Here is an 18,449-nt window from a genome sequence, read left to right on the forward strand (position 1 = left end):
CCGTATTTATCGACAATTTCTATCTCTCAGGATTAAACGAAACTGTTCTCAGAATATCTCCAAATACACCGGCAGCTGTAACTCCTGCACCTGCACCGTATCCGCGGACAGTCAAAGGAATAGGCTGGTAACGCTCTGTGTAGAATACAAAGGCGTTCTCTCCACCTTTTACGCTGTACAAAGGATCGTCCTGACCTACTTCCATCATACCAACGCTAACCTTACCGTCTTTGATTGTTGCACCCATGCGGAGAACCTTACCCTTCTTTTTGAGGTCGGCAATTTTCTTTGCAAAGTAGTCATCAACTTCAGGAAGCTTCTTTAAGAACTCTTCAACAGTTCCACTTGAATCGAAGGAATCCGGGAATACCTTGAACATCTGAATGTCAGAAAGCTCAATGTCATAACCAGATTCGCGGGCAATGATAAGTCCCTTGCGGGCAACATCCATTCCGTTCAAGTCGTCGCGTGGGTCAGGCTCAGTGTAGCGGAGTTCTTTTGCTTCAAGAACGGCTTTACTGAATGGAACGCCCTCGTCGAGTTTTCCAAAAATGTATGAAAGAGAACCAGACATAATTCCGTTGAAGCTTTCAAGCTTATCACCAGATTTATAAAGGTTCTGCAGAGTATCGATGATAGGAAGTCCTGCACCAACGTTTGTCTCGTAGAGGAAGCGGCGGTGCATCTTGTTTGCTGTACGGCGGAGCTCGTGGTAGAATTTAATGTCCATAGAGTTTGCACGCTTGTTTGGAGTTGCGATGCTCATACCGGCATTAAGAATATCAAGGTAGCGCTCTGGCAAATCGTAGCTTGCAGTACAGTCAACAAAGACCGGATTCAGAGGCTTCTTCTCTTTTACAAACTTGATGATATCATCAACATTCTGATTTGAGTTGAACGGGAAGTCAGGCTTTTTCATCTGGTCGCGCCAGTTAGAAAGGTCGAGGCCGTCTTCATTCAAAAGCATACCATCGATTGTTGTTATACAGAGAACCTTGATATCAACATTTTCTTTCAACAATTTCTCGCGCTGGTCGCGGATCTGGTCAATCATTGTTCCACCGATAGTTCCGGCACCAAAGGCAAATACTTCGATTGTCTGAGCTGTGTGGAAGAAGAACTGATGAACGGCTTTTACGGCAGTATCAGCATATTCATTTTCAATTACAGCAGAAATACAACGCTCACTTGAGCCCTGAGCAATGGCCAGAATATTGATATCCTGACTTGAAAGAGCATTGAGGAACTTTCCTGCAACACCGCGGTTAGCAATCATGCCGTCACCAACAACGCTGACGATTGCGCAATCCTTGCGAACATCAATTGCATCAATCAGCTTTTCGCGGATTTCAAGCTCGAACTTAGCTTCAAGAGCATCTCTTACTACATCTGCCTCGCTGTCGCGTACACAGAAAGAAATTGTATATTCAGAAGATGACTGAGTAATCAAAAGAATAGAGCTGCCTGCGCTTGAAACGGCAGAGAAAATCTTACTAGCCATACCTGTGCGGCCGCGCATAAGGGAACCACCCACGCTGATCATGCTTACGTGCTTGAGCGAAGAAATACCACAGATGCTTGACTTTCCACGGCTTTCAAAAGGTCCCTTACCAATACGTGTTCCGCGGGCACTAGGATTGTGGCTGTTCAAGCTCCATGCTTCAATTCCCTTTGCCTGAAGAGGTGCAATTGTTTTTGGATGAAGTACCTTAGAACCAAAGAATGAAAGCTCCATAGCTTCTTCATAAGACATATCGTCTACGAGGATTGCATCTTTTACTACACGTGGATCAGCTGTATAAACACCGTCAACATCAGTCCAGAACTCAACACGCTTTACACGAAGGCTTGCACCAATAATTGCAGCAGAGAAATCAGAACCGTTGCGGCCAAGGAGCCCCATAACAGGCTTAGTACCGTGTCCGCCAGACCATGTACAGATAAAGCCCGGGAAAAGAAGAATGCGGGTCTGAGCCGGTGAAGCGCCGTCACGGAATGGAGCACATGCTTCATTACATGCAGAATAATCAGCTTCTCCCTCTTTCTGGTTGCCGGTTGTGAAAACAAACTTGCGGCTGTCGAGGAAGATTACACTCTGCTTTTTTGCAAGCAGGACATTTTCCATAATAGGTGCCGAGAGGAGTTCTCCCATACCCATAATGCGGCAGTGAACAGTATCAGGACACTCGCCGAATGAAACACAGCCGGCGAGGAGTTTTTCGAGTTCAGTAAAATTAGGCTCAAGACGAGCCATTGTTTTTTCTGCATCAAAGCCAGGAAGCTTAGACTGCAGTTCAAGACAAATCTCGTTGTGAGTGTTGCGGATGTCGTTTACGTAATTGGTTCCGGCAATTCCACCGGTACAAGCGTCGATTGCAGATTGTAATGTATTTGAAACACCAGCTGCCGCGCTTACGACAACAGAAAGACGGTCTTCCTTTGCACGAGAAATTATAATCTCGCTGGAAGCCAGAATGCGGCGGGCGTTGGCCATTGATGTGCCGCCGAACTTAAGAGTAATCATAAATACCTTCCCGCTGAAAACCGCAATTTCCCCGAACATCCGGGCGAGCTCCACCGCGCACAAGGCAGACCAGCGGGTCGGTTGTCAGCTGTTGTAAAAATATTAAATAATATAGTAATGCTTTGACAAAAAAATGGCAATGACATATGGATTGCCACGGCCTTCGGCCTCGCAATGACAACAATTATCGTCATTGCGAGCGCAGCGAAGCAATCCATCAGTTTGACTTCGGTTCAAATTTTGCTGAAAAGAAAGACATTGCAGCTCCGGCAATTATGCAAAGCACAGAAGTGATGCAGCTTACAGGAGCGGTAAAGCCAGACAGGCCTGGGAAAATCACAAAAACAGAACCGCAGATTAATCCAAAAATTACTGCATAAGTCTGATGCGGCAGTTTTTTAAAAAGCAGGCCGATTGCCTTGGCTCCGCACAAAAGTCCAAGCAAAACTCCTGCTCCATTAGGAAGCAGTAAGAAGAGAGCCCTGGTGAAAGTCGATGGTTCAAAGAGAGCTGGAATTGCAGTAATTATGATTGTGTAGACCCCCATCATGAGCATTAAAAGAGAACCTGAAATGCCCGGAATAATCATTGCAATAGCCCCGATAAAACCTGCAATAAAAATCCGTAAGGCAAGCATTACAGTCCAGTCCGGTAAAATCATATTTTCGATAGAGTCTTTATCAAACTTTTTCTCAAGATAAAAAAAGACCATTATGATTACAAAGCCTGCAAGGGCACACAAAAGAAGACTGATAATCCGTGCGACAGGAACAGAAGCACCTCCCGCGGTGGCCAAGCCTGCTCCCGCAGTGTCCGGGCCTGCTCCCGCGGTGGTTGAGCCTGTCGAAACCACATCATTCTTTTTTCCGCCCTTAATCATAAGTGAATACAGCAGAGGAATGCTTCCCAGAATCAGGCCGGTAAAAAAACAGTTTGTCTGAAATGGAAAGTTCGAATAAAGCAGACTGATAAGCTTACTGAAAATCAGAACACCCAGAGCCATTCCGCCCAGCATAGGAAAAACAAAGCGGCGGTTATGCCAGATATTTTTTACGTTAAAAGTAATGGCATTTATAAACTGGTCATAAATATTAAAAACTACAGCCAGAGTTCCACCAGAAACTCCGGGAATTACATTTGCCATACCAACAGCAATACCAATAAAAAAAAGTCTTACAATATTTAACATAGGCTATTTCAACTTTCCTTCAAGTTCTTCGAGCAGCATGATATTAAGCCCGCGCTTTTCAATTTTCTTGCGAAATTCAGGATGAGGCTCATTTTCAAAAACTGCAGTTCCTTTACCAGTAAGATGCTCGCCTGTTGATCCCCCGTTGTCATAAATCTTTTTTACAAGTTCAAAGGCTGCATCTACATCTTTCAAAATTTTATGATCCAGTTCAAAGCGTTCTCCCACCACTGTCTTAAAATGCGGCATAGGAGAAACCTTACCGTAGAGGCGTTTGATTTTTTCAGTCATCTCGCGTCGGTAAGCACGCTCTGCTGCCTGTTCAAGAATCTGCTCATTGGAAACAAAACATTTCTTTCCTTCGGCACTGGTCATAATCTCTTCAACACTCTGTCCAGACCTCATGCACTCAGCCTTAAGACAAAGCATAGTCATAATTGCATCGTCCTCAGATTTATGACTCTGATACTTTGCAACATTTACGCCAAACTCAGTAGCCCACTCTACAAGCTTCTGCTTTTTTTCGTATTTGCGTTCCAGGTAGCGCTCAAGATCAAAAGCCCGGAACTGAATGTAAGGCAGCTCATAGCGTTCGTTAGCATCATTCACAAAGCCCACGTCGTTGCTTACTGCAAAGCCCGCAATGTAGCGGTTGCCGGTTGTAAAAAGTTTTTTGATATCCTTATAGTAAGCCTCGTAGTTAGGCTTTTCGCGGAAGTAGTCTTTAGAATAAGCAAGCTTACAGTCGCCCTTTCCCGAAAGCAGATACCAGTCAAAATCGCATTCCGGATTCATTACAACATCTTCGCTTTCAATAATATTCAAATCGTCGTCGCAAATCACATAACCAAGCGAACAGATTTTTCCCACGCCGTCAAAGGTATTGGCGCACTCACAGTCAAAAAATACAAAACTCTTGTGATTCATTCTTCTATTGTACATATTATTCTTTAGGGTTACAATCCATGTATTATGATTTCATTTAATTCAAAAACAAATACTTTCCGTTTAGACACACCCGGCTCAACTTATGCTATTTTCATCAACGAGCGGGGCTATATTGGCCATGCTTATTATGGAAGCAAGATTGGAGACGATGATGTTTCTTACCTTACCCGCAACAAGGAATACGGCTTTTCTGATAATGCGATTTTCCGTGAGAAAGGCTCCTTCCTCGACTTCTTTCCACAGGAGCTGCCGACCGACGGGCTTGGTGATTACAGAGAGTCTGCCCTGGCCGTTTGCGATGCAGAAGGCCACAATGCCATTGAATTGAAATATAAGAGCCATAAGATTTCCGCTGGGGCGCAACCTCTGCCGGGCTTACCGGCCGTTTTCGGCTCAGCAGATGAGTGCTCTGTCCTCGATCTTACCGCCACTGATGATATTCTTGATGCAGAAGTTACTATTATATACACAGTTTTTGAAAAGCTTGATGCCATCGTCCGCTCTGTAAAAATCAAAAATAATGGAAGCAAAACACTCTTCCTCAAAAAGGCTCTTTCCCTTGCCCTTGATATTGATGATGATGGTTTTGATGTAATTACCCTGCACGGTTCCTGGGCCCGCGAACGTCACATTGACCGTCGGCCAGTGCATATGGGAAAACAAGGTGTCTGCTCTAACCGCGGTGAGACCAGCCATCAGGAGCATCCTTTCCTTGCCCTGCTGGACCACAAGGCAGACTGGGACTCCGGCCGCGTTTACGGAATCAACTTTATTTACTCCGGAAACTTTATTGCAGACGTTCAGAAAAATCAGTTTAATAACGTGCGCGCCGTAATGGGAATCAATCCTGAAAACTTTAGCTGGAAGCTGGAGCCAGGTTGCGACTTCTACACTCCTCAGGCTGTTCTTGTTTATTCTGATAACGGTCTTAACGGCATGAGCCATACCTTCCACGACCTCTACCGCGAACACCTGATCCGCTCCCCTTATAAAAAGTCGCCTCGTCCAATTCTCATCAACAACTGGGAAGCAACCTATTTTAATTTCGATACAGACAAGCTGATTGATATTGCCCGCGAAGCTTCAAAAGACGGAATCGAAATGCTTGTAATGGATGACGGCTGGTTCGGTCACCGCTCCTTTGATGACTCAAGTCTTGGCGACTGGATTGTAAACGAAAACAAAATCAAAGGCGGCCTCAAGCACTTAGTTGACGAAGTAAACAAGTTAGGCATGAAGTTCGGCATCTGGTTTGAGCCGGAAATGATTTCACCGGATTCTGATTTGTACCGTGCTCACCCCGACTGGGCAATTCAGATTCCTGGCCGCGAGCCTGGTATGAGCCGCCAGCAGCTGGTACTCGACATAACAAGAAAAGAAGTTGAAGATTACACTTACGAGAGCGTTGCAAAAATCCTTCGCAGCGCAAACATCGAATATGTAAAATGGGATATGAACCGCCAGCTCACAGACATTGGTTCGGTGCAACTGCCGGCAGACCAGCTTGGTGAGTTCTACCACCGCTACGTGCTTGCCGTTTACCGCCTGCAGGAACGATTGATCACCGAGTTCCCAAAGCTTCTGCTTGAAAACTGTTCCGGCGGCGGCGCACGTTTTGACCCTGGTATGTTCTTTTACAGCCCGCAGATCTGGTGCAGTGACGACACAGATGCAATTGAGCGTCTTGCCATTCAGGAAGGAACAGCCCTGGTTTATCCGCTTTCTACAATGGGAGCCCATGTGTCAGTCTGCCCTAACCATGCCTGTGGCCGCGTAACTCCTTTTAAAACCCGCGGCTACGTTGCCCTCAGCGGCACCTTCGGCTACGAACTGGACATTACAAAACTGCCGGCAGAAGAAAGAGCCATGATTCCAGGCCAGGTTGCCTTATATAAGAAGTTTAGTGATTTAGTTCGTAACGGTGACTACAGCCGCATTGCCAGCTACAGCGAAAATAATGAGTATGATTGCTGGGCTAGCATTGCAAAGGATAAGTCAAAGGCACTTGTTACTTTTGTGCAGGTTCTAAATCATCCAAATTATAAGACACGATTTATAAAAATCGCAGGCCTTAAACCGGAAGCAAAATACCGCGTTACCTGGCCGGATGAAGATCAGACAAAGTTCCAGCCGATGGAACTCTCCGGTCTCACACTTGCAAAAGCAGGAATCCCGCTTCGCCGAGACTGGGGAGACTTTCAGGCACAATTAATATATATAGAAGAATGCTAGTCATGCTGAATTTATTTCAGCATCTATACAAGGGGACCCCGAAACAAGTTCGGGGTGACTAGTTTTCAGAAATGATTTTTATCTGTTTTAATGAAAATCCAGCCCTCATAAGAGCCGCGGTCAGTTTTTCTCCGGATTTACTTTTCGATAATTTTTCATAGGCCTTGCGACAAATCTCATCTTCATCATTTTCAGAAAAAAACTCATCCAGGGCTTTGCCTGCAACATCCCGCGCAATACCTCGTGACGCCAGTTCTGCCGCCAGCCTGCTTCTTCCTTCAAAATGATTTATTTTTCGCGTATTAAGCCATGCTGTAGCAAAGCGGAGGTCACTCAGATAGCCCCGCCCCTCAAGATAGGTCAGCGCCGCTTCAACATATTTTTTATCATATTTCTTTTCAATTAATTTACGAGTAAGCCCAAAGCGGCTCTGCTCCGCACGAGCCAGATAGCCCACAGCCTTAAGCTCAACTGCACAGGTAAGGCCGGCGTCCATAAGAAGGTCCACCTGTTCCTCGTCAAACTCAACACCAACATCAATTTTATCAAACAAGCCTTCAGGTAAATATTCTTTACGTATATAGAATGAACTTCCTTCTTCAGGAGTAAACTTAAACATCCCTGAATAAGACGATTCTACAAGAGTTTTTACAACCATACGATTATTGTGTGTGTTTTTTTATATAGGGTCAAGCAAAAAAAAACACGGCCAAACGACCGTGTTTTGTAGATCTTCGGGTCGAGCCCGAAGATGACATATCTTCGACTGAAGATAACAAGCAAGTTATCGACTAACGCTTTGAGAACTGGAAGCGGCGGCGAGCACCCTTCTGTCCGTACTTCTTACGCTCAACCATACGAGAATCGCGTGTGAGGTATCCGTTAGCCTTGAGAGATGTACGAGCATCTGGATCAATCTGAACGAGAGCGCGTGAAATACCATGCAAGCAAGCTGCTGCCTGGCCGTTCATACCGCCACCCTGTACGTTGATAAGAACGTCATACTTAGCACCCATAGAAGTTACCAAGAGAGGCTGCTGAACAACCTGAATCTGTTCTGCAGTTGCAAAGTATTCTTTTACATCTTTACCGTTTACAACGATTTTTCCTGAGCCGTCGCGAACAAATACGCGGGCAACAGCTGTCTTTCTTCTTCCTGTACCAATAGCAATATTCTTTACCATTTTCTATCCCCCGTATTACAGCTCAACTGGCTGTGGATTCTGTGCAGCATGTGGATGCTCAGCACCAGCATAAATCTTAACATTGTCCATCATCTTGCGGCCAAGTCTTCCGTGTGGAAGCATACCAGCAACAGCGATTGCCATTGGGTCTGTAGGATGTTTTTCCAAAAGCTTTTCATAAGTGTGAGCGCGGAGACCACCAACGAATCCTGTGTGGTGATAATAAATCTTCTTCTGCTCTTTTCCACCAGTTACAACAGCTTTTTCTGCATTGATGATTACTACGAAATCACCCATAAGCTGATTCTTTGTGTAAGTTGCCTTGTTCTTTCCGCGTGCAATATAAGCAGCCTTTGCAGCAACACGTCCAAGAGGTTTACCAGCAGCGTCAATAACATACCATTTGCGTGGCTGGTCGTATTCTTTTACAAAAATAGTTTCCATGATATACCTTACTATAAAAAATTAAAGTTTATCTGCGGCTTTGGAGCTTTTGCATCTTACCCCAAAACTGCCTTGGATTTAAGATGAGCAGTCAAAAATCCAATAACGGGTAAAGTATATTATCAGATTTCCAAGGTTTGTGTCAATGCAGAACAGACTCATTTTTACATCTTTGCTAATAGTAAAAATTTAAAAAAATGTTATTGACATAATTGTATATATGTTGCATTTTATGCTTTAGACATTATTAATTGAGAAAACGACCCAGGCTTGCTAAGTTTTTGATTTGGTGTTAAGCCCTGCGTTTGCAGGATGTCCGTAAGGACAATCATTATTAGATTGAGGTTACTTGAGTGAAAGGAAGTCAGGTTACCATTGATCATGTATCCAAAAGATTCGGCGACTTTGTTGCCTTGGATGACATCAACTTTACTATTAAGCCGGGAGAGTTCTTTTCTCTTCTTGGTCCTTCTGGCTGCGGAAAAACTACCCTTCTCCGCATTATTGCAGGTTTTGAATCTCCAGATGACGGAGTTGTTCTTTTTGATGACAAGAATGTAATTCCGCTTCCGCCGGATAAGCGCGAATCAAACACAGTTTTTCAGACATACGCACTTTTTCCTCACATGACTGTTTATGAGAACGTTGCATTCTCATTACGTCTGAAAAAACTTCCAAAAGATGAAATTGATAAAAAGGTTCGCGAATACGTACATCTTGTACAGCTGGATCAGCATATAGACAAAAAGCCTAACCAGCTTTCCGGTGGCCAGAAGCAGCGTGTAGCAATTGCCCGCGCCCTCATCAATGAGCCAAAGGTATTACTGCTCGATGAGCCTCTTTCTGCCCTGGATGCAAAGCTCCGCGCCAATCTTCTTATTGATCTGGACCGTCTCCACGACCAGATTGGTATTACATTTATCTATGTAACACACGACCAGAGCGAAGCTCTTTCTGTTTCTGACCGCATTGCAGTTATGAATGCAGGCCATGTACTTCAGATTGGAACTCCATACGAAATTTACGAAAGCCCTGCAACTCAGTTTGTTGCCCAGTTTATTGGTGAAACTAACCTCTTTGATGCCGAAGTTGTAGACTGCGTTCCTCACAAGGATGCAGCCGGTAACGACGATTTTATGGCTACCCTCAGCGTTCCGGAACTCGGAAAACAGGCTCCTCTTGCAACTGATACTGCCGCAGAAGCTGCCCTTGACCGCTTTATGCAGGTTACAGACTACGAGCACACAGACAAGGGCCAGAAGGTTGCCTTCACAATCCGACCTGAAAAAATCCGTATTACTCTTGAGCCACCTTCTACAGGCGGACGCACAGATATCAACGTTTTCAGCGGTGTTGTAGAAGAGCCTATCTATTCAGGCTTCCAGTCTAAGTTCTATGTTAAGCTCGACACAGGCAAAGTCATTAAGGTTTTCAAGCAGCATACTGACTATATGGATGATGGTCCTGTAATTCAGTGGAAAGACAAGGTATATGTTTCCTGGTCTGCAGAAGATGCATATATCGTTGAAGATATTGAGAAATAGGTTTGCGTATGAAAGAAAAGAAACTTTCTAAAGAACTGCACGATTCTCGTGTCGGCTCTTTTTACGGCTGGCCTATGGGGCTCTGGTTTATAATCTTCTTTGTTGCGCCTCTGGTAATCATCTTTGTTTACAGCTTTCTCAAAAAAGGTATTTACGGCGGCGTAGAATGGAACTTCTCTCTCAAGGCCTACAAGCAGATGTGCAAGCCTGAATATGGCCTGATTGTGCTGAGAACTCTTAAAATCACTATTATTTCTACTATAATAACGATTTTAGTTTCGATTCCGAGTGCATACGCAATGGCCCGCAGCCGTCATCAGACTCTCTTCCTCTTCCTGGTAATCATACCTTTCTGGACAAACTCCCTGATTCGTATTTTTGCCTGGATGAGCATTCTCAACAACGACGGTATTCTCAATCAGATATTGATGAAGTTGCATATAATTAAAGATTACGTTCCTTTCCTCTATAATACAAAGGCCGTAATTCTTGTAAGCGTTTACATGTACATCCCTTATGCAATTCTACCTATTTTTACCGCAGTAGACCGCTTTGACTTTTCTCTGCTTGAAGCTGCCCGCGACCTTGGTGCAACCAAGCCACAGTCTATGTTCAAGGTTTTGATTCCGGGAATCCGCAGCGGTATTATTTCTGCCTTGATTTTTACCTTCATTCCTATTTTCGGTGCTTATACTGTTCCTTTGCTGGTCGGCGGTAAAGATTCTTACATGCTTGGTAATATCATCGTAGATCAGGTTCAGAAGACCCGTAACTGGCCTCTGGCCGCTGCTTTCTCTATGGTAATTACTTTGATTTCTGTAATCGGAATTATGATGATTACAAGAACAAACAGCAAAGACGCTCAGCTTAAAAAGAAGAACACTAAAGAAGATAACTATGTGGGAGGGGTACAGTAATGGCAAGAAATCTTGGTATGCTGATTCACGATGCCTTATCAGGCAAAAACCGCCCGCGTTCAGAAAATGCCCGCCACGCAAAAAGAGCCTGGCGCCGTCACGGTCACAAATTTTCTTTTTCAAAGCTGGTTCTCTGGCTCACAATTATCTTCCTCTTCCTGCCCCTCTTTGTAATCATTGTATATTCTTTCAATGCAAGTAAGGGTGCAGAGTTTACAAAGGTAAGCCTCAACTGGTACAAAGAACTTTTCTTTAATTCGAAGGCCCTCTGGCAGGCACTTTTGAATAGTATTCTCGTAGCCTTTTCTTCTGCTCTGGTTTCTACAGTGCTTGGAACAATGGCTTCCATCGGTGTAAACTGGTATAAGTTCAAGGGTAAGAAGTTTATTCAAACCCTCACCTACCTGCCTATGGTTTTGCCTGAGGTTATCATTGGTATTTCTATGGTAATTTTCTTCAGTGGTATTCATCTGCCACTTGGTTTATTTACCGTTTTTGCAGCCCACACAACCTTCTGTCTGCCTTTCGTATTTTTGATGGTGAACGCCCGCCTCGATGAATTTGATTTTTCGATTGTTGAAGCAGCTCACGACCTTGGGGCTACAGAAAAACAGACAATGTTTAAGGTAGTTGTTCCTGCAATTATGCCTGGTATTCTTTCGGGCTTTTTGATGGCTGTTACAATGTCTCTCGAAGACTTTGTAATTACCTTCTTTGTTTCAGGCCCGGGAAGCACAACACTTCCGCTTTACGTTTATTCGATGATCCGCTTCGGCGTTTCACCGGTAATAAACTCACTTTCTGTTATTATGATTATTTTTACCTGCTCAATTGCCTTCTTGTGCCGTAAGGGACTAAAAGGCTTTGCCGCAGGACATTAATACATGTGGTTTCGATAAACCGCTTCGCGGCACTCAACCACCGGTGGTTGAGTAGACACGTAGTGTCGTATCGAAACCACTATTATAGGAGATACATTTTTATGAAAAAGATTGCACTTGCAATTATGACACTCGTTGCTGCAACATTCTGTTTCACCTCATGTGGTGACGAAAAAGACGATGGAACACTTTACCTCTACAACTGGACTTACTACACTCCAGATTCAGTTCTTCGTGCTTTTGAAAAGGAATTCAACTGTACTGTAAAGGTTGATACCTTCGACTCAAACGAAGTTATGTACGCTAAGCTTAAGGCCGGAGCAAAGGGATACGATATTACCTTCCCTTCTCAGGACTACACTTCTATTATGATTAATCAGAAGATGCTGCAGAAAATTGACCAGTCAAAGTTTACAAACAAAAAATACATCAACATCGACTGCAAAAAGCTTATGACCTTTGACCCTGAAATGGAATGGCAGGTTCCTTACTACCTTGGTATGGCCGGTATTGCCGTAAACAAACAGAAGGTTTCTGACTACGAAAAATCATGGAACATTTTTGCCCGCACAGACCTTAAGGGCCACATGTCTATGATGGACGATATGCGTGAGGTTATCGGAGATGCTCTTGCTTACCAGGGACTTTCTGTAAACACAGTTGATGATGCAAAGCTTCAGGCTGCTACAGACCTTATCAATAACTCATGGAAGCCTAACCTTGTAAAGTTTGACGCTGAAGGTTTTGGAAAGTCTTTCGCCGCAGGTGACTTCTGGGTTTGTCAGGGTTATGCCGAAGTTGTATTTGGTGAAGTTCCAGAAGAAAAACAGGCCGATATGATTGACTTCTTTATTCCAAAGGAAGGCGGCCCTATGTACCTGGACTCTATGGTTATTCTTAAGGGTGCAAAGCACTACGACCGCGCCAACGAGTTCATCAACTTCATCCACAGACCAGAAATCTATGCTATGTTCCTTGATGACTTCCGCTTCCCTGGCTATGTAAACCTCGAAGCAGAAAAACACCGCACAACAGTGCCAATGTACAAGGCAGAAGAAATGGCAGGCGGAGAACTTAAACTCGACGTAGGCGAAGACCTCGAAAAGTTCAACGAAAAGTGGGAAACAATCCGCTTTACTGCTGACTAATTCTTTTCCGTTTCTATAAAAAGAATTTGACTTATGCTCATTTTGGACTTACTATAATAATTGCCGAGAGGGGAATTAAAAAATATAGCAGGTAAAAAATGAGCGTAAACCTTCTTTCGGTTCTCGACAATATCGCGGCTCCAGTTGTAGTCGCAACCCCCATAAAAGACACTTCCGGTAAAATCACCGATTTCGACATAATCTACACAAACGAAGAACTAAAAAAAGCAGCAAGTCACGTACTTCAGAACAAGCCAAGATGGTCTGATTTTTCCATGAACATCACTTCTGACATCCCCTGGTTCAAAATGGCCCTGGATGCCATTGCAGGCCGTTTTTACGATGATGTAAAGTATTTTTCACCATCAACTCAGGCCTGGTATAAAATTGAAATGAAATGGCTGCCGGAAGACCGCTACATCATAATCACCTTCATCAATATAACTTCAGAGCGTGAATATTACAGAAAGCTTAAGAAAACCCTTATTACAGACCCTATGACAGGCTTTTCTAACCGTACAGGCTTTGCAGACTCCTTTGCAATTACCCTTGAAACAGCCCGCTTTAAGAAATTTTATGCGGCCCTGCTCGTAATTGATATTGATAATCTTCAGAATATAAATGATTCGCTGGGAAGTCAGGCAGGAGACAAGGTAATTCTTGACGTAGCCGATGTACTCAAGCAGTTCCAGCGTGAATATATCCAGATTTTCCGCTATGGAGATGATGAATTTGCAGTTATTATCACAAATTTTGAATCTCAAGACTCCCTTGTAAACTTTATAGACTGTATTTTCGATGCCTTCCAGTTAAAGCAGATTTCTGTTTCAGGCGGAATTTCTATGTTCCCTACAAATACAGAGCAGAAGGATGAAATGATTCGCTTTGCAGATATGGCCGTACATTATGCAAAGAAAAACGGAAAGAACAGTTTCTTCTACTTTGAACCGGAAATGCAGAGAGTATTCATTCAGCATCTTACAATTCAGACAAGAATGAATGCCGCCCTGCTCGAAAGCAGCTTTACCCAGTACTATCAGCCGCAGTTTGATATTCAGACAGGAAAACTACGCGGCTTTGAAGCCCTTATCCGCTGGAATGATGATGAACTTGGTAACATTTCTCCTTCAGTTTTTATTCCGCTTGCAGAAGAAACCGGTCTTATTGTTCCAATCGGCAGATGGGTTTTGTACACTGCCATTAATACCCTTAAAACCTGGCAGGCAAAATATAATTTCAACGGAATCATTTCTGTAAACGTTTCGCCTATTCAGCTGCTGGGAGAAGGCTTTGTAGAAGAATTAGCTGATATGATTAACACCTTTAAGGTTGATCCTAGTCTTCTCGAGATTGAAATTACAGAAGGTGTAATGATTAATAACATGGGAGACGCAATCGAAAAGCTGCGACAGATTAAGGCTATGGGCTGCCGTGTTTCTCTGGATGATTTTGGAACCGGCTACTCTTCATTGAGCTATCTGCAGATGCTGCCTTTGAACACCCTTAAAATTGATAAAGCCTTTATTAATGATATCACTTCTGAAGACGGTGTTCAGGCAACAATTACCCGCTCTATCATTGATATGGTTGAAAAAATGGGGCTTGAAACTATTGCGGAAGGTGTTGAAAACACTGCTCAGCTGAATATGCTTAATCAGTTCCGCTGTAACTTTGTTCAGGGCTTTCTCCGCGGAAAACCTATGCCATATCACCTCTGCGATGCCTATCTTGCAGGTGATGTAAATGCACTTTTGAAGAATTAGCAAGTGGTTTCGATACACCCTGCGGGCTACTCAACCACCGGTGGTTGAGTAGGCGAAGCCGTATCGAAACCACCTACTCTCCCACCCTGTATTCCACATAGCGCACCCGGCCTTCGGCAACCGCCCTTTTTACTTCCCGTTCACGGCCGCTCAGGTTAGATTTTCCGGTTTTAACTTCAATTAAAAGCACTTCGTGAACCTCATCATCCTCTGATATACCGGGAAAGGCTATAAAATCCACTGGCTTTCCTATAAAACGTGCATCTCCGGGGTTACAGGGAAATCCGGGTAAAAAAGGTGCTACCTGCTCGGCTAACTGACCGCCGATTACAGAGCGGGAACGCTTAATTGCATCCCGGCGGATTTTTGAATTACCGGCATGCAGGCGGATTGTCTGAATAATCAAAAGAATAAAGAGAATCGCTGTAAGAATAATGGCCGGCAAAGGTATTGCCGTTGCTGTATTTTTTATGTAACTTAAAATCTGACTAATCATTTTTACAATATAAAGCAAAATAACCGATAATGTAAGTAGATTTTCAGGAGGATAGTTTTTTATGAAAAGCAGAGCATTTATCGCTGCACTCATACTTTTTTCAGCATCTCTTTTTGCCGAAGATGAAGGCGTTTTATTTGAATTTAATCAAAACAAGGGAGAAGCTGTTGTACATGTTGCGACTGTAGAAGAAGAAGCATATTTGAACGGACAGCTGCATAACGAGACACAGTTTATAAACCGTACATCTACAACTGTTACAGAAACTCAGAATGATGGATCAGCAAAGCTTTTTACCCATTATATGACAACCCAGAACAACTTCTTTAAAGAGACCGGAAAAATGCTTTCCTGGGGTGAAGAAGAGTCTGTAAGGCTTTACCGAGACAAAAACGGCCAGCTCCACGATTCAGATAACGATTTTCTTCCTACTGTTCAGAGTGTACCTTCTTTTTCTGATAAAAAAATCAAAATCGGTGAATCCTGGACCAGCGATGGACTTGAAGTTCACGACTGCAGGGAACTTTTTAACATGGAAGAAGCTATTCAGGTTCCTTTTACTGCAACTTATACTTACACAGGCGACGAAGAAATTGATGGAAAAAAGCTTAATGTAATTGAAGTTGAATATAAATTCTTTCAGGATGCTGGAGAAGCAGGTGACAAAGGCAGTCTCGGCCAGGACTGGTATGACTCTTATCTTTATGGCACTGCAAGTGGCAGCACATATGCAGGCACTCAGGGCCAGGCTGTACAAAAAATCTGGTGGGATAATGAACGCGGCGACCTGGATCACTATGTCGAAGAATTTGTAATTTATATGTACGACACCTTCGGTAATACCTATGCTTTCAGGGGAACAGCCCACGGGGAAGTTACTGAATATAAATCTGTAAATGATAAAACTAATCTTAAAAAGCTGCAGAAAAAGGTTGAAAAATACAAGCTGGACAATATTTCCGTAAAACAGGGCGAAAAAGGCCTTACAATCAGTCTGGATGCAATTCAGTTTGAGCCGGATTCTGATGTACTGCTTCCTTCAGAAAAGAAGAAGATTGAAAAGCTGGGTGAGATTCTTAAAGAGTTCAACAATGACCTTTTGATTACCGGACACTGCGCACAGCGCGGTACAGTAAAGGCTCAACAGCAATTGAGTGAAGAACGCGCGGAGTCGGTTGCCTCTTACCTGGTGGAACTTGGAATCCGTGACCAGTATCATGTGTTCACACAGGGAAAGGGCGCCACAGAACCGGTAGCATCGAATGCCACAGAAGCAGGAAGAATAAAAAATCGTCGCGTTGAGATTACGATTATGGATTAAGTCGCTTAGTTTTAATTAACCGATATGCAAAAAATCTGAAGTGCGTGAGCGAAACCGATGCAAAACTGCATCGAGGGGTATTTGGCGTTTAGCCATAAAAAAAATCCGAGGATTTTGCGAAGCAAAACCGCAGGATTTTTTCACAAAAACCAGCTCGCCCGCAGTTTTGCAATCGGTGTAGCGGAAGCACTTCAGATTTTTTATTTGCTGTAATTGTAAACGTAGCAAATCAATTCATATTAGGAAGACTTCATTTTTTTATTCTTCCTGATTCGTAATCTGCCTTTCCAGAGGAAATTATCCAGCTCTATGCGGCCGCTGTCTTTCAGTTGTTTTACAACTTCTACCGTATCCTTGTGGGTCCAGACGTTCAGGCCTAAGAGTGCACGGGTTCTGGCGTTCATTCTTTCAAAGAGTTCTGTTTCAATGTCGTCTTCGGAATAATAATTGCGGGCCTTGCGGATAATTTCGTAGGCCTCTTGCCAGTCGGAAGGCGCAGGCTTTTTCAGTTTTTTTCCTTGGGCCAGCTGTCGTCTCGCATCACATAAATCACAGCCGCTGCAAACAGCCTGCTCCGCTCCCAATGCATCCAGCAGAACCTGACGGCGGCAGCTATCAGTTTCTGCAAACTCACGCAAGGCAGCCTCTCTCGAGCCTTTTTTGAAAACAGAATAATTAAGCGAATCCTCCGGGCTCCAGAGCAAAATCGCTTTTGCAATACTTCCGTCACGCCCCCCTCTTCCGGCTTCCTGAATATAAGCTTCCGCCGTGGCGGAGGCTTCAAGATGCACAACCGTCTTTATATTTTTTTTATCTACGCCCATCCCGTAAGCGCAGGTGGCGCACAGAACCCCATCAGTACTGTCATAAAACCATTTTTCAGTTTCATCCTTTTCGGCTTTTTCCAGCCCTGCATGATAAAAACGGGCACTTCCATCTCCAAAGCAGAGATTTAGCTCCCGCGCCATATCTTCGCATTTATTACGGGTACCACAAAAAATTATCATAGGCCGGGCTTCTGTGCGGGCCAGCACCAGTGCTTCCTTTTTCTTGGCGGCGGCATAACGCACATAATAAATGATATTCTTGCGGTCACTTTCGCTGCGGACAATATGAGCCTGGCCATCAAATAAGATTTCTGCAACACGGCTAAGTACCTCAGGGGAAGCCGTTGCAGTAAAAGCCGTAATCACCGGCGGATTTATAACCTTAATTACATTTCCAAGGCCAAGATATGCCGGTCTAAAAGAATCCCCCCATTCAGAAACACAATGGGCCTCATCAATCGCAATGTGCTTTATTCCAACTTCCTTAAGCTGATTTAGAAGAGTCTCACTTTGAAGCACCTCGGGGTTGGCAAGAATAATCTGTGCCCCTTCCCTTATCTTCCGGAAGTTTTCGGCCCGCTCTTCATCAGTCTGCCCGCCTCTAAAGGTTACACTGCGAAGACTTCCCTCTTCCATTCGCCGCTGCTGGTCGCTCATCAGAGCAAGCAGCGGGTAAATAATCAGCGAGGGGCCGTCCAGCAGCAGAGCCGGAATCTGAAAACACAATGATTTTCCCGCCCCCGTCGGCAGCAAAACTATCTGACGTCCCTTGCAAAAAGAGTCATCAGCCTCACCGATATCCTCATAATCTGCCATGTTTTTGTGATATTCATAGGCTTCAAGAATATTTGCCACCACAAGCCTCTGCCAGGGATAGAGATACTTAATGCCAAAATTCTTAAAGGCAGTCTGGGTCACAAAATCATCAGAGATTTCTTCGTTTTGTGTCTGAAGTTTTTCATCACTTTCCATATATATAATATGGTGCGACTTTTGCTATTTCAGGAAGTTTTTTGAGAATAATTTTGATT

General features: G+C 43.9%; 15 protein-coding genes. 7 read left to right on the forward strand and 8 right to left on the reverse strand.

Annotated elements, in window-relative coordinates; translation table 11 throughout:
* Positions 1–19: 19 nt before the first annotated feature.
* From thrA to G626_RS0112755, 3 genes are all read right to left on the reverse strand, one after another.
* On the reverse strand, positions 20–2,524 hold the full coding sequence (thrA, locus tag G626_RS0112745) for a bifunctional aspartate kinase/homoserine dehydrogenase I (protein WP_027727182.1): 2,505 nt from the start codon (positions 2,522–2,524) through the stop codon (positions 20–22).
* A 217-nt stretch (positions 2,525–2,741) separates the two neighbouring features.
* On the reverse strand, positions 2,742–3,713 hold the full coding sequence (locus tag G626_RS0112750; protein WP_022933177.1) for a DUF368 domain-containing protein: 972 nt from the start codon (positions 3,711–3,713) through the stop codon (positions 2,742–2,744).
* A 3-nt stretch (positions 3,714–3,716) separates the two neighbouring features.
* A complete protein-coding gene (locus tag G626_RS0112755; protein ID WP_022933178.1) occupies positions 3,717–4,640 on the reverse strand; it encodes a 3'-5' exonuclease in 924 nt (307 codons plus the stop codon).
* A 45-nt stretch (positions 4,641–4,685) separates the two neighbouring features.
* On the opposite strand from G626_RS0112755, the gene G626_RS0112760 reads away from it, so the two are divergent.
* Entirely contained in the window at positions 4,686–6,893 is a 2,208-nt protein-coding gene (locus tag G626_RS0112760) for an alpha-galactosidase (protein WP_022933179.1), read from the forward strand.
* Positions 6,894–6,951: 58 nt separating this feature from the next.
* On the opposite strand, the gene G626_RS16690 is transcribed toward G626_RS0112760, so the two are convergent.
* From G626_RS16690 to rplM, 3 genes are all read right to left on the reverse strand, one after another.
* Positions 6,952–7,551: a regulatory protein RecX gene (locus tag G626_RS16690; protein WP_022933180.1), complete on the reverse strand. Its 600-nt coding sequence runs from the start codon at positions 7,549–7,551 to the stop codon at positions 6,952–6,954.
* 133 nt (positions 7,552–7,684) lie between these two features.
* Positions 7,685–8,077, reverse strand: coding sequence for a 30S ribosomal protein S9 (gene rpsI / locus G626_RS0112770; RefSeq protein ID WP_022933181.1), 393 nt, complete (start codon positions 8,075–8,077; stop codon positions 7,685–7,687).
* Positions 8,078–8,092: 15 nt separating this feature from the next.
* Positions 8,093–8,521, reverse strand: coding sequence for a 50S ribosomal protein L13 (gene rplM, locus G626_RS0112775; protein ID WP_022933182.1), 429 nt, complete (start codon positions 8,519–8,521; stop codon positions 8,093–8,095).
* Between the two features lie 353 nt (positions 8,522–8,874).
* Here rplM and G626_RS0112780 point away from each other — a divergent pair, with 353 nt between their 5' ends.
* From G626_RS0112780 to G626_RS0112800, 5 genes are all read left to right on the forward strand, one after another.
* Positions 8,875–10,065, forward strand: coding sequence for an ABC transporter ATP-binding protein (locus G626_RS0112780; protein WP_022933183.1), 1,191 nt, complete (start codon positions 8,875–8,877; stop codon positions 10,063–10,065).
* Between the two features lie 8 nt (positions 10,066–10,073).
* On the forward strand, positions 10,074–10,982 hold the full coding sequence (locus G626_RS0112785) for an ABC transporter permease (RefSeq protein WP_022933184.1): 909 nt from the start codon (positions 10,074–10,076) through the stop codon (positions 10,980–10,982).
* On the forward strand, positions 10,982–11,863 hold the full coding sequence (locus G626_RS0112790; protein ID WP_022933185.1) for an ABC transporter permease: 882 nt from the start codon (positions 10,982–10,984) through the stop codon (positions 11,861–11,863). The genes G626_RS0112785 and G626_RS0112790 overlap by 1 nt, the downstream gene beginning before the upstream one ends.
* A 101-nt stretch (positions 11,864–11,964) precedes the next feature.
* The gene (locus G626_RS0112795; RefSeq protein WP_022933186.1) at positions 11,965–13,011 is read left to right on the forward strand and encodes an extracellular solute-binding protein; all 1,047 of its coding nucleotides are present in this window, start codon (positions 11,965–11,967) and stop codon (positions 13,009–13,011) included.
* A 98-nt stretch (positions 13,012–13,109) separates the two neighbouring features.
* The gene (locus G626_RS0112800; RefSeq protein WP_022933187.1) at positions 13,110–14,774 is read left to right on the forward strand and encodes a putative bifunctional diguanylate cyclase/phosphodiesterase; all 1,665 of its coding nucleotides are present in this window, start codon (positions 13,110–13,112) and stop codon (positions 14,772–14,774) included.
* 73 nt (positions 14,775–14,847) lie between these two features.
* Here the strand turns inward: G626_RS0112800 and G626_RS0112805 are convergent, their stop codons facing one another.
* Entirely contained in the window at positions 14,848–15,270 is a 423-nt protein-coding gene (locus G626_RS0112805; protein ID WP_081647553.1) for a Holliday junction resolvase-like protein, read from the reverse strand.
* Positions 15,271–15,331: 61 nt separating this feature from the next.
* Here G626_RS0112805 and G626_RS16695 point away from each other — a divergent pair, with 61 nt between their 5' ends.
* Positions 15,332–16,591 (forward strand): OmpA family protein, encoded by a 1,260-nt coding sequence (locus G626_RS16695; RefSeq protein WP_022933189.1) that lies wholly within the window; start codon positions 15,332–15,334, stop codon positions 16,589–16,591.
* Between the two features lie 239 nt (positions 16,592–16,830).
* On the opposite strand, the gene G626_RS0112815 is transcribed toward G626_RS16695, so the two are convergent.
* Positions 16,831–18,390: a RecQ family ATP-dependent DNA helicase gene (locus G626_RS0112815; protein WP_022933191.1), complete on the reverse strand. Its 1,560-nt coding sequence runs from the start codon at positions 18,388–18,390 to the stop codon at positions 16,831–16,833.
* Between the last annotated feature and the right edge of the window lie 59 nt (positions 18,391–18,449).

It is taken from the genome of Treponema bryantii NK4A124 (assembly GCF_000421345.1).
Taxonomy (GTDB): Bacteria; Spirochaetota; Spirochaetia; order Treponematales; family Treponemataceae; genus Treponema_D; species Treponema_D bryantii_B.

What these genes read in the sequence shown, in the direction of transcription:
- thrA (WP_027727182.1), bottom strand. Translation starts at nt 2,524, where the DNA reads ATGATTACTCTTAAGTTCGGCGGCACATCAATGGCCAACGCCCGCCGC.
- G626_RS0112750 (WP_022933177.1), bottom strand. Translation starts at nt 3,713, where the DNA reads ATGTTAAATATTGTAAGACTTTTTTTTATTGGTATTGCTGTTGGTATG.
- G626_RS0112755 (WP_022933178.1), bottom strand. Translation starts at nt 4,640, where the DNA reads ATGAATCACAAGAGTTTTGTATTTTTTGACTGTGAGTGCGCCAATACC.
- G626_RS0112760 (WP_022933179.1), top strand. Translation starts at nt 4,686, where the DNA reads ATGATTTCATTTAATTCAAAAACAAATACTTTCCGTTTAGACACACCC.
- G626_RS16690 (WP_022933180.1), bottom strand. Translation starts at nt 7,551, where the DNA reads ATGGTTGTAAAAACTCTTGTAGAATCGTCTTATTCAGGGATGTTTAAG.
- rpsI (WP_022933181.1), bottom strand. Translation starts at nt 8,077, where the DNA reads ATGGTAAAGAATATTGCTATTGGTACAGGAAGAAGAAAGACAGCTGTT.
- rplM (WP_022933182.1), bottom strand. Translation starts at nt 8,521, where the DNA reads ATGGAAACTATTTTTGTAAAAGAATACGACCAGCCACGCAAATGGTAT.
- G626_RS0112785 (WP_022933184.1), top strand. Translation starts at nt 10,074, where the DNA reads ATGAAAGAAAAGAAACTTTCTAAAGAACTGCACGATTCTCGTGTCGGC.
- G626_RS0112790 (WP_022933185.1), top strand. Translation starts at nt 10,982, where the DNA reads ATGGCAAGAAATCTTGGTATGCTGATTCACGATGCCTTATCAGGCAAA.
- G626_RS0112795 (WP_022933186.1), top strand. Translation starts at nt 11,965, where the DNA reads ATGAAAAAGATTGCACTTGCAATTATGACACTCGTTGCTGCAACATTC.
- G626_RS0112800 (WP_022933187.1), top strand. Translation starts at nt 13,110, where the DNA reads ATGAGCGTAAACCTTCTTTCGGTTCTCGACAATATCGCGGCTCCAGTT.
- G626_RS0112805 (WP_081647553.1), bottom strand. Translation starts at nt 15,270, where the DNA reads ATGATTAGTCAGATTTTAAGTTACATAAAAAATACAGCAACGGCAATA.
- G626_RS16695 (WP_022933189.1), top strand. Translation starts at nt 15,332, where the DNA reads ATGAAAAGCAGAGCATTTATCGCTGCACTCATACTTTTTTCAGCATCT.
- G626_RS0112815 (WP_022933191.1), bottom strand. Translation starts at nt 18,390, where the DNA reads ATGGAAAGTGATGAAAAACTTCAGACACAAAACGAAGAAATCTCTGAT.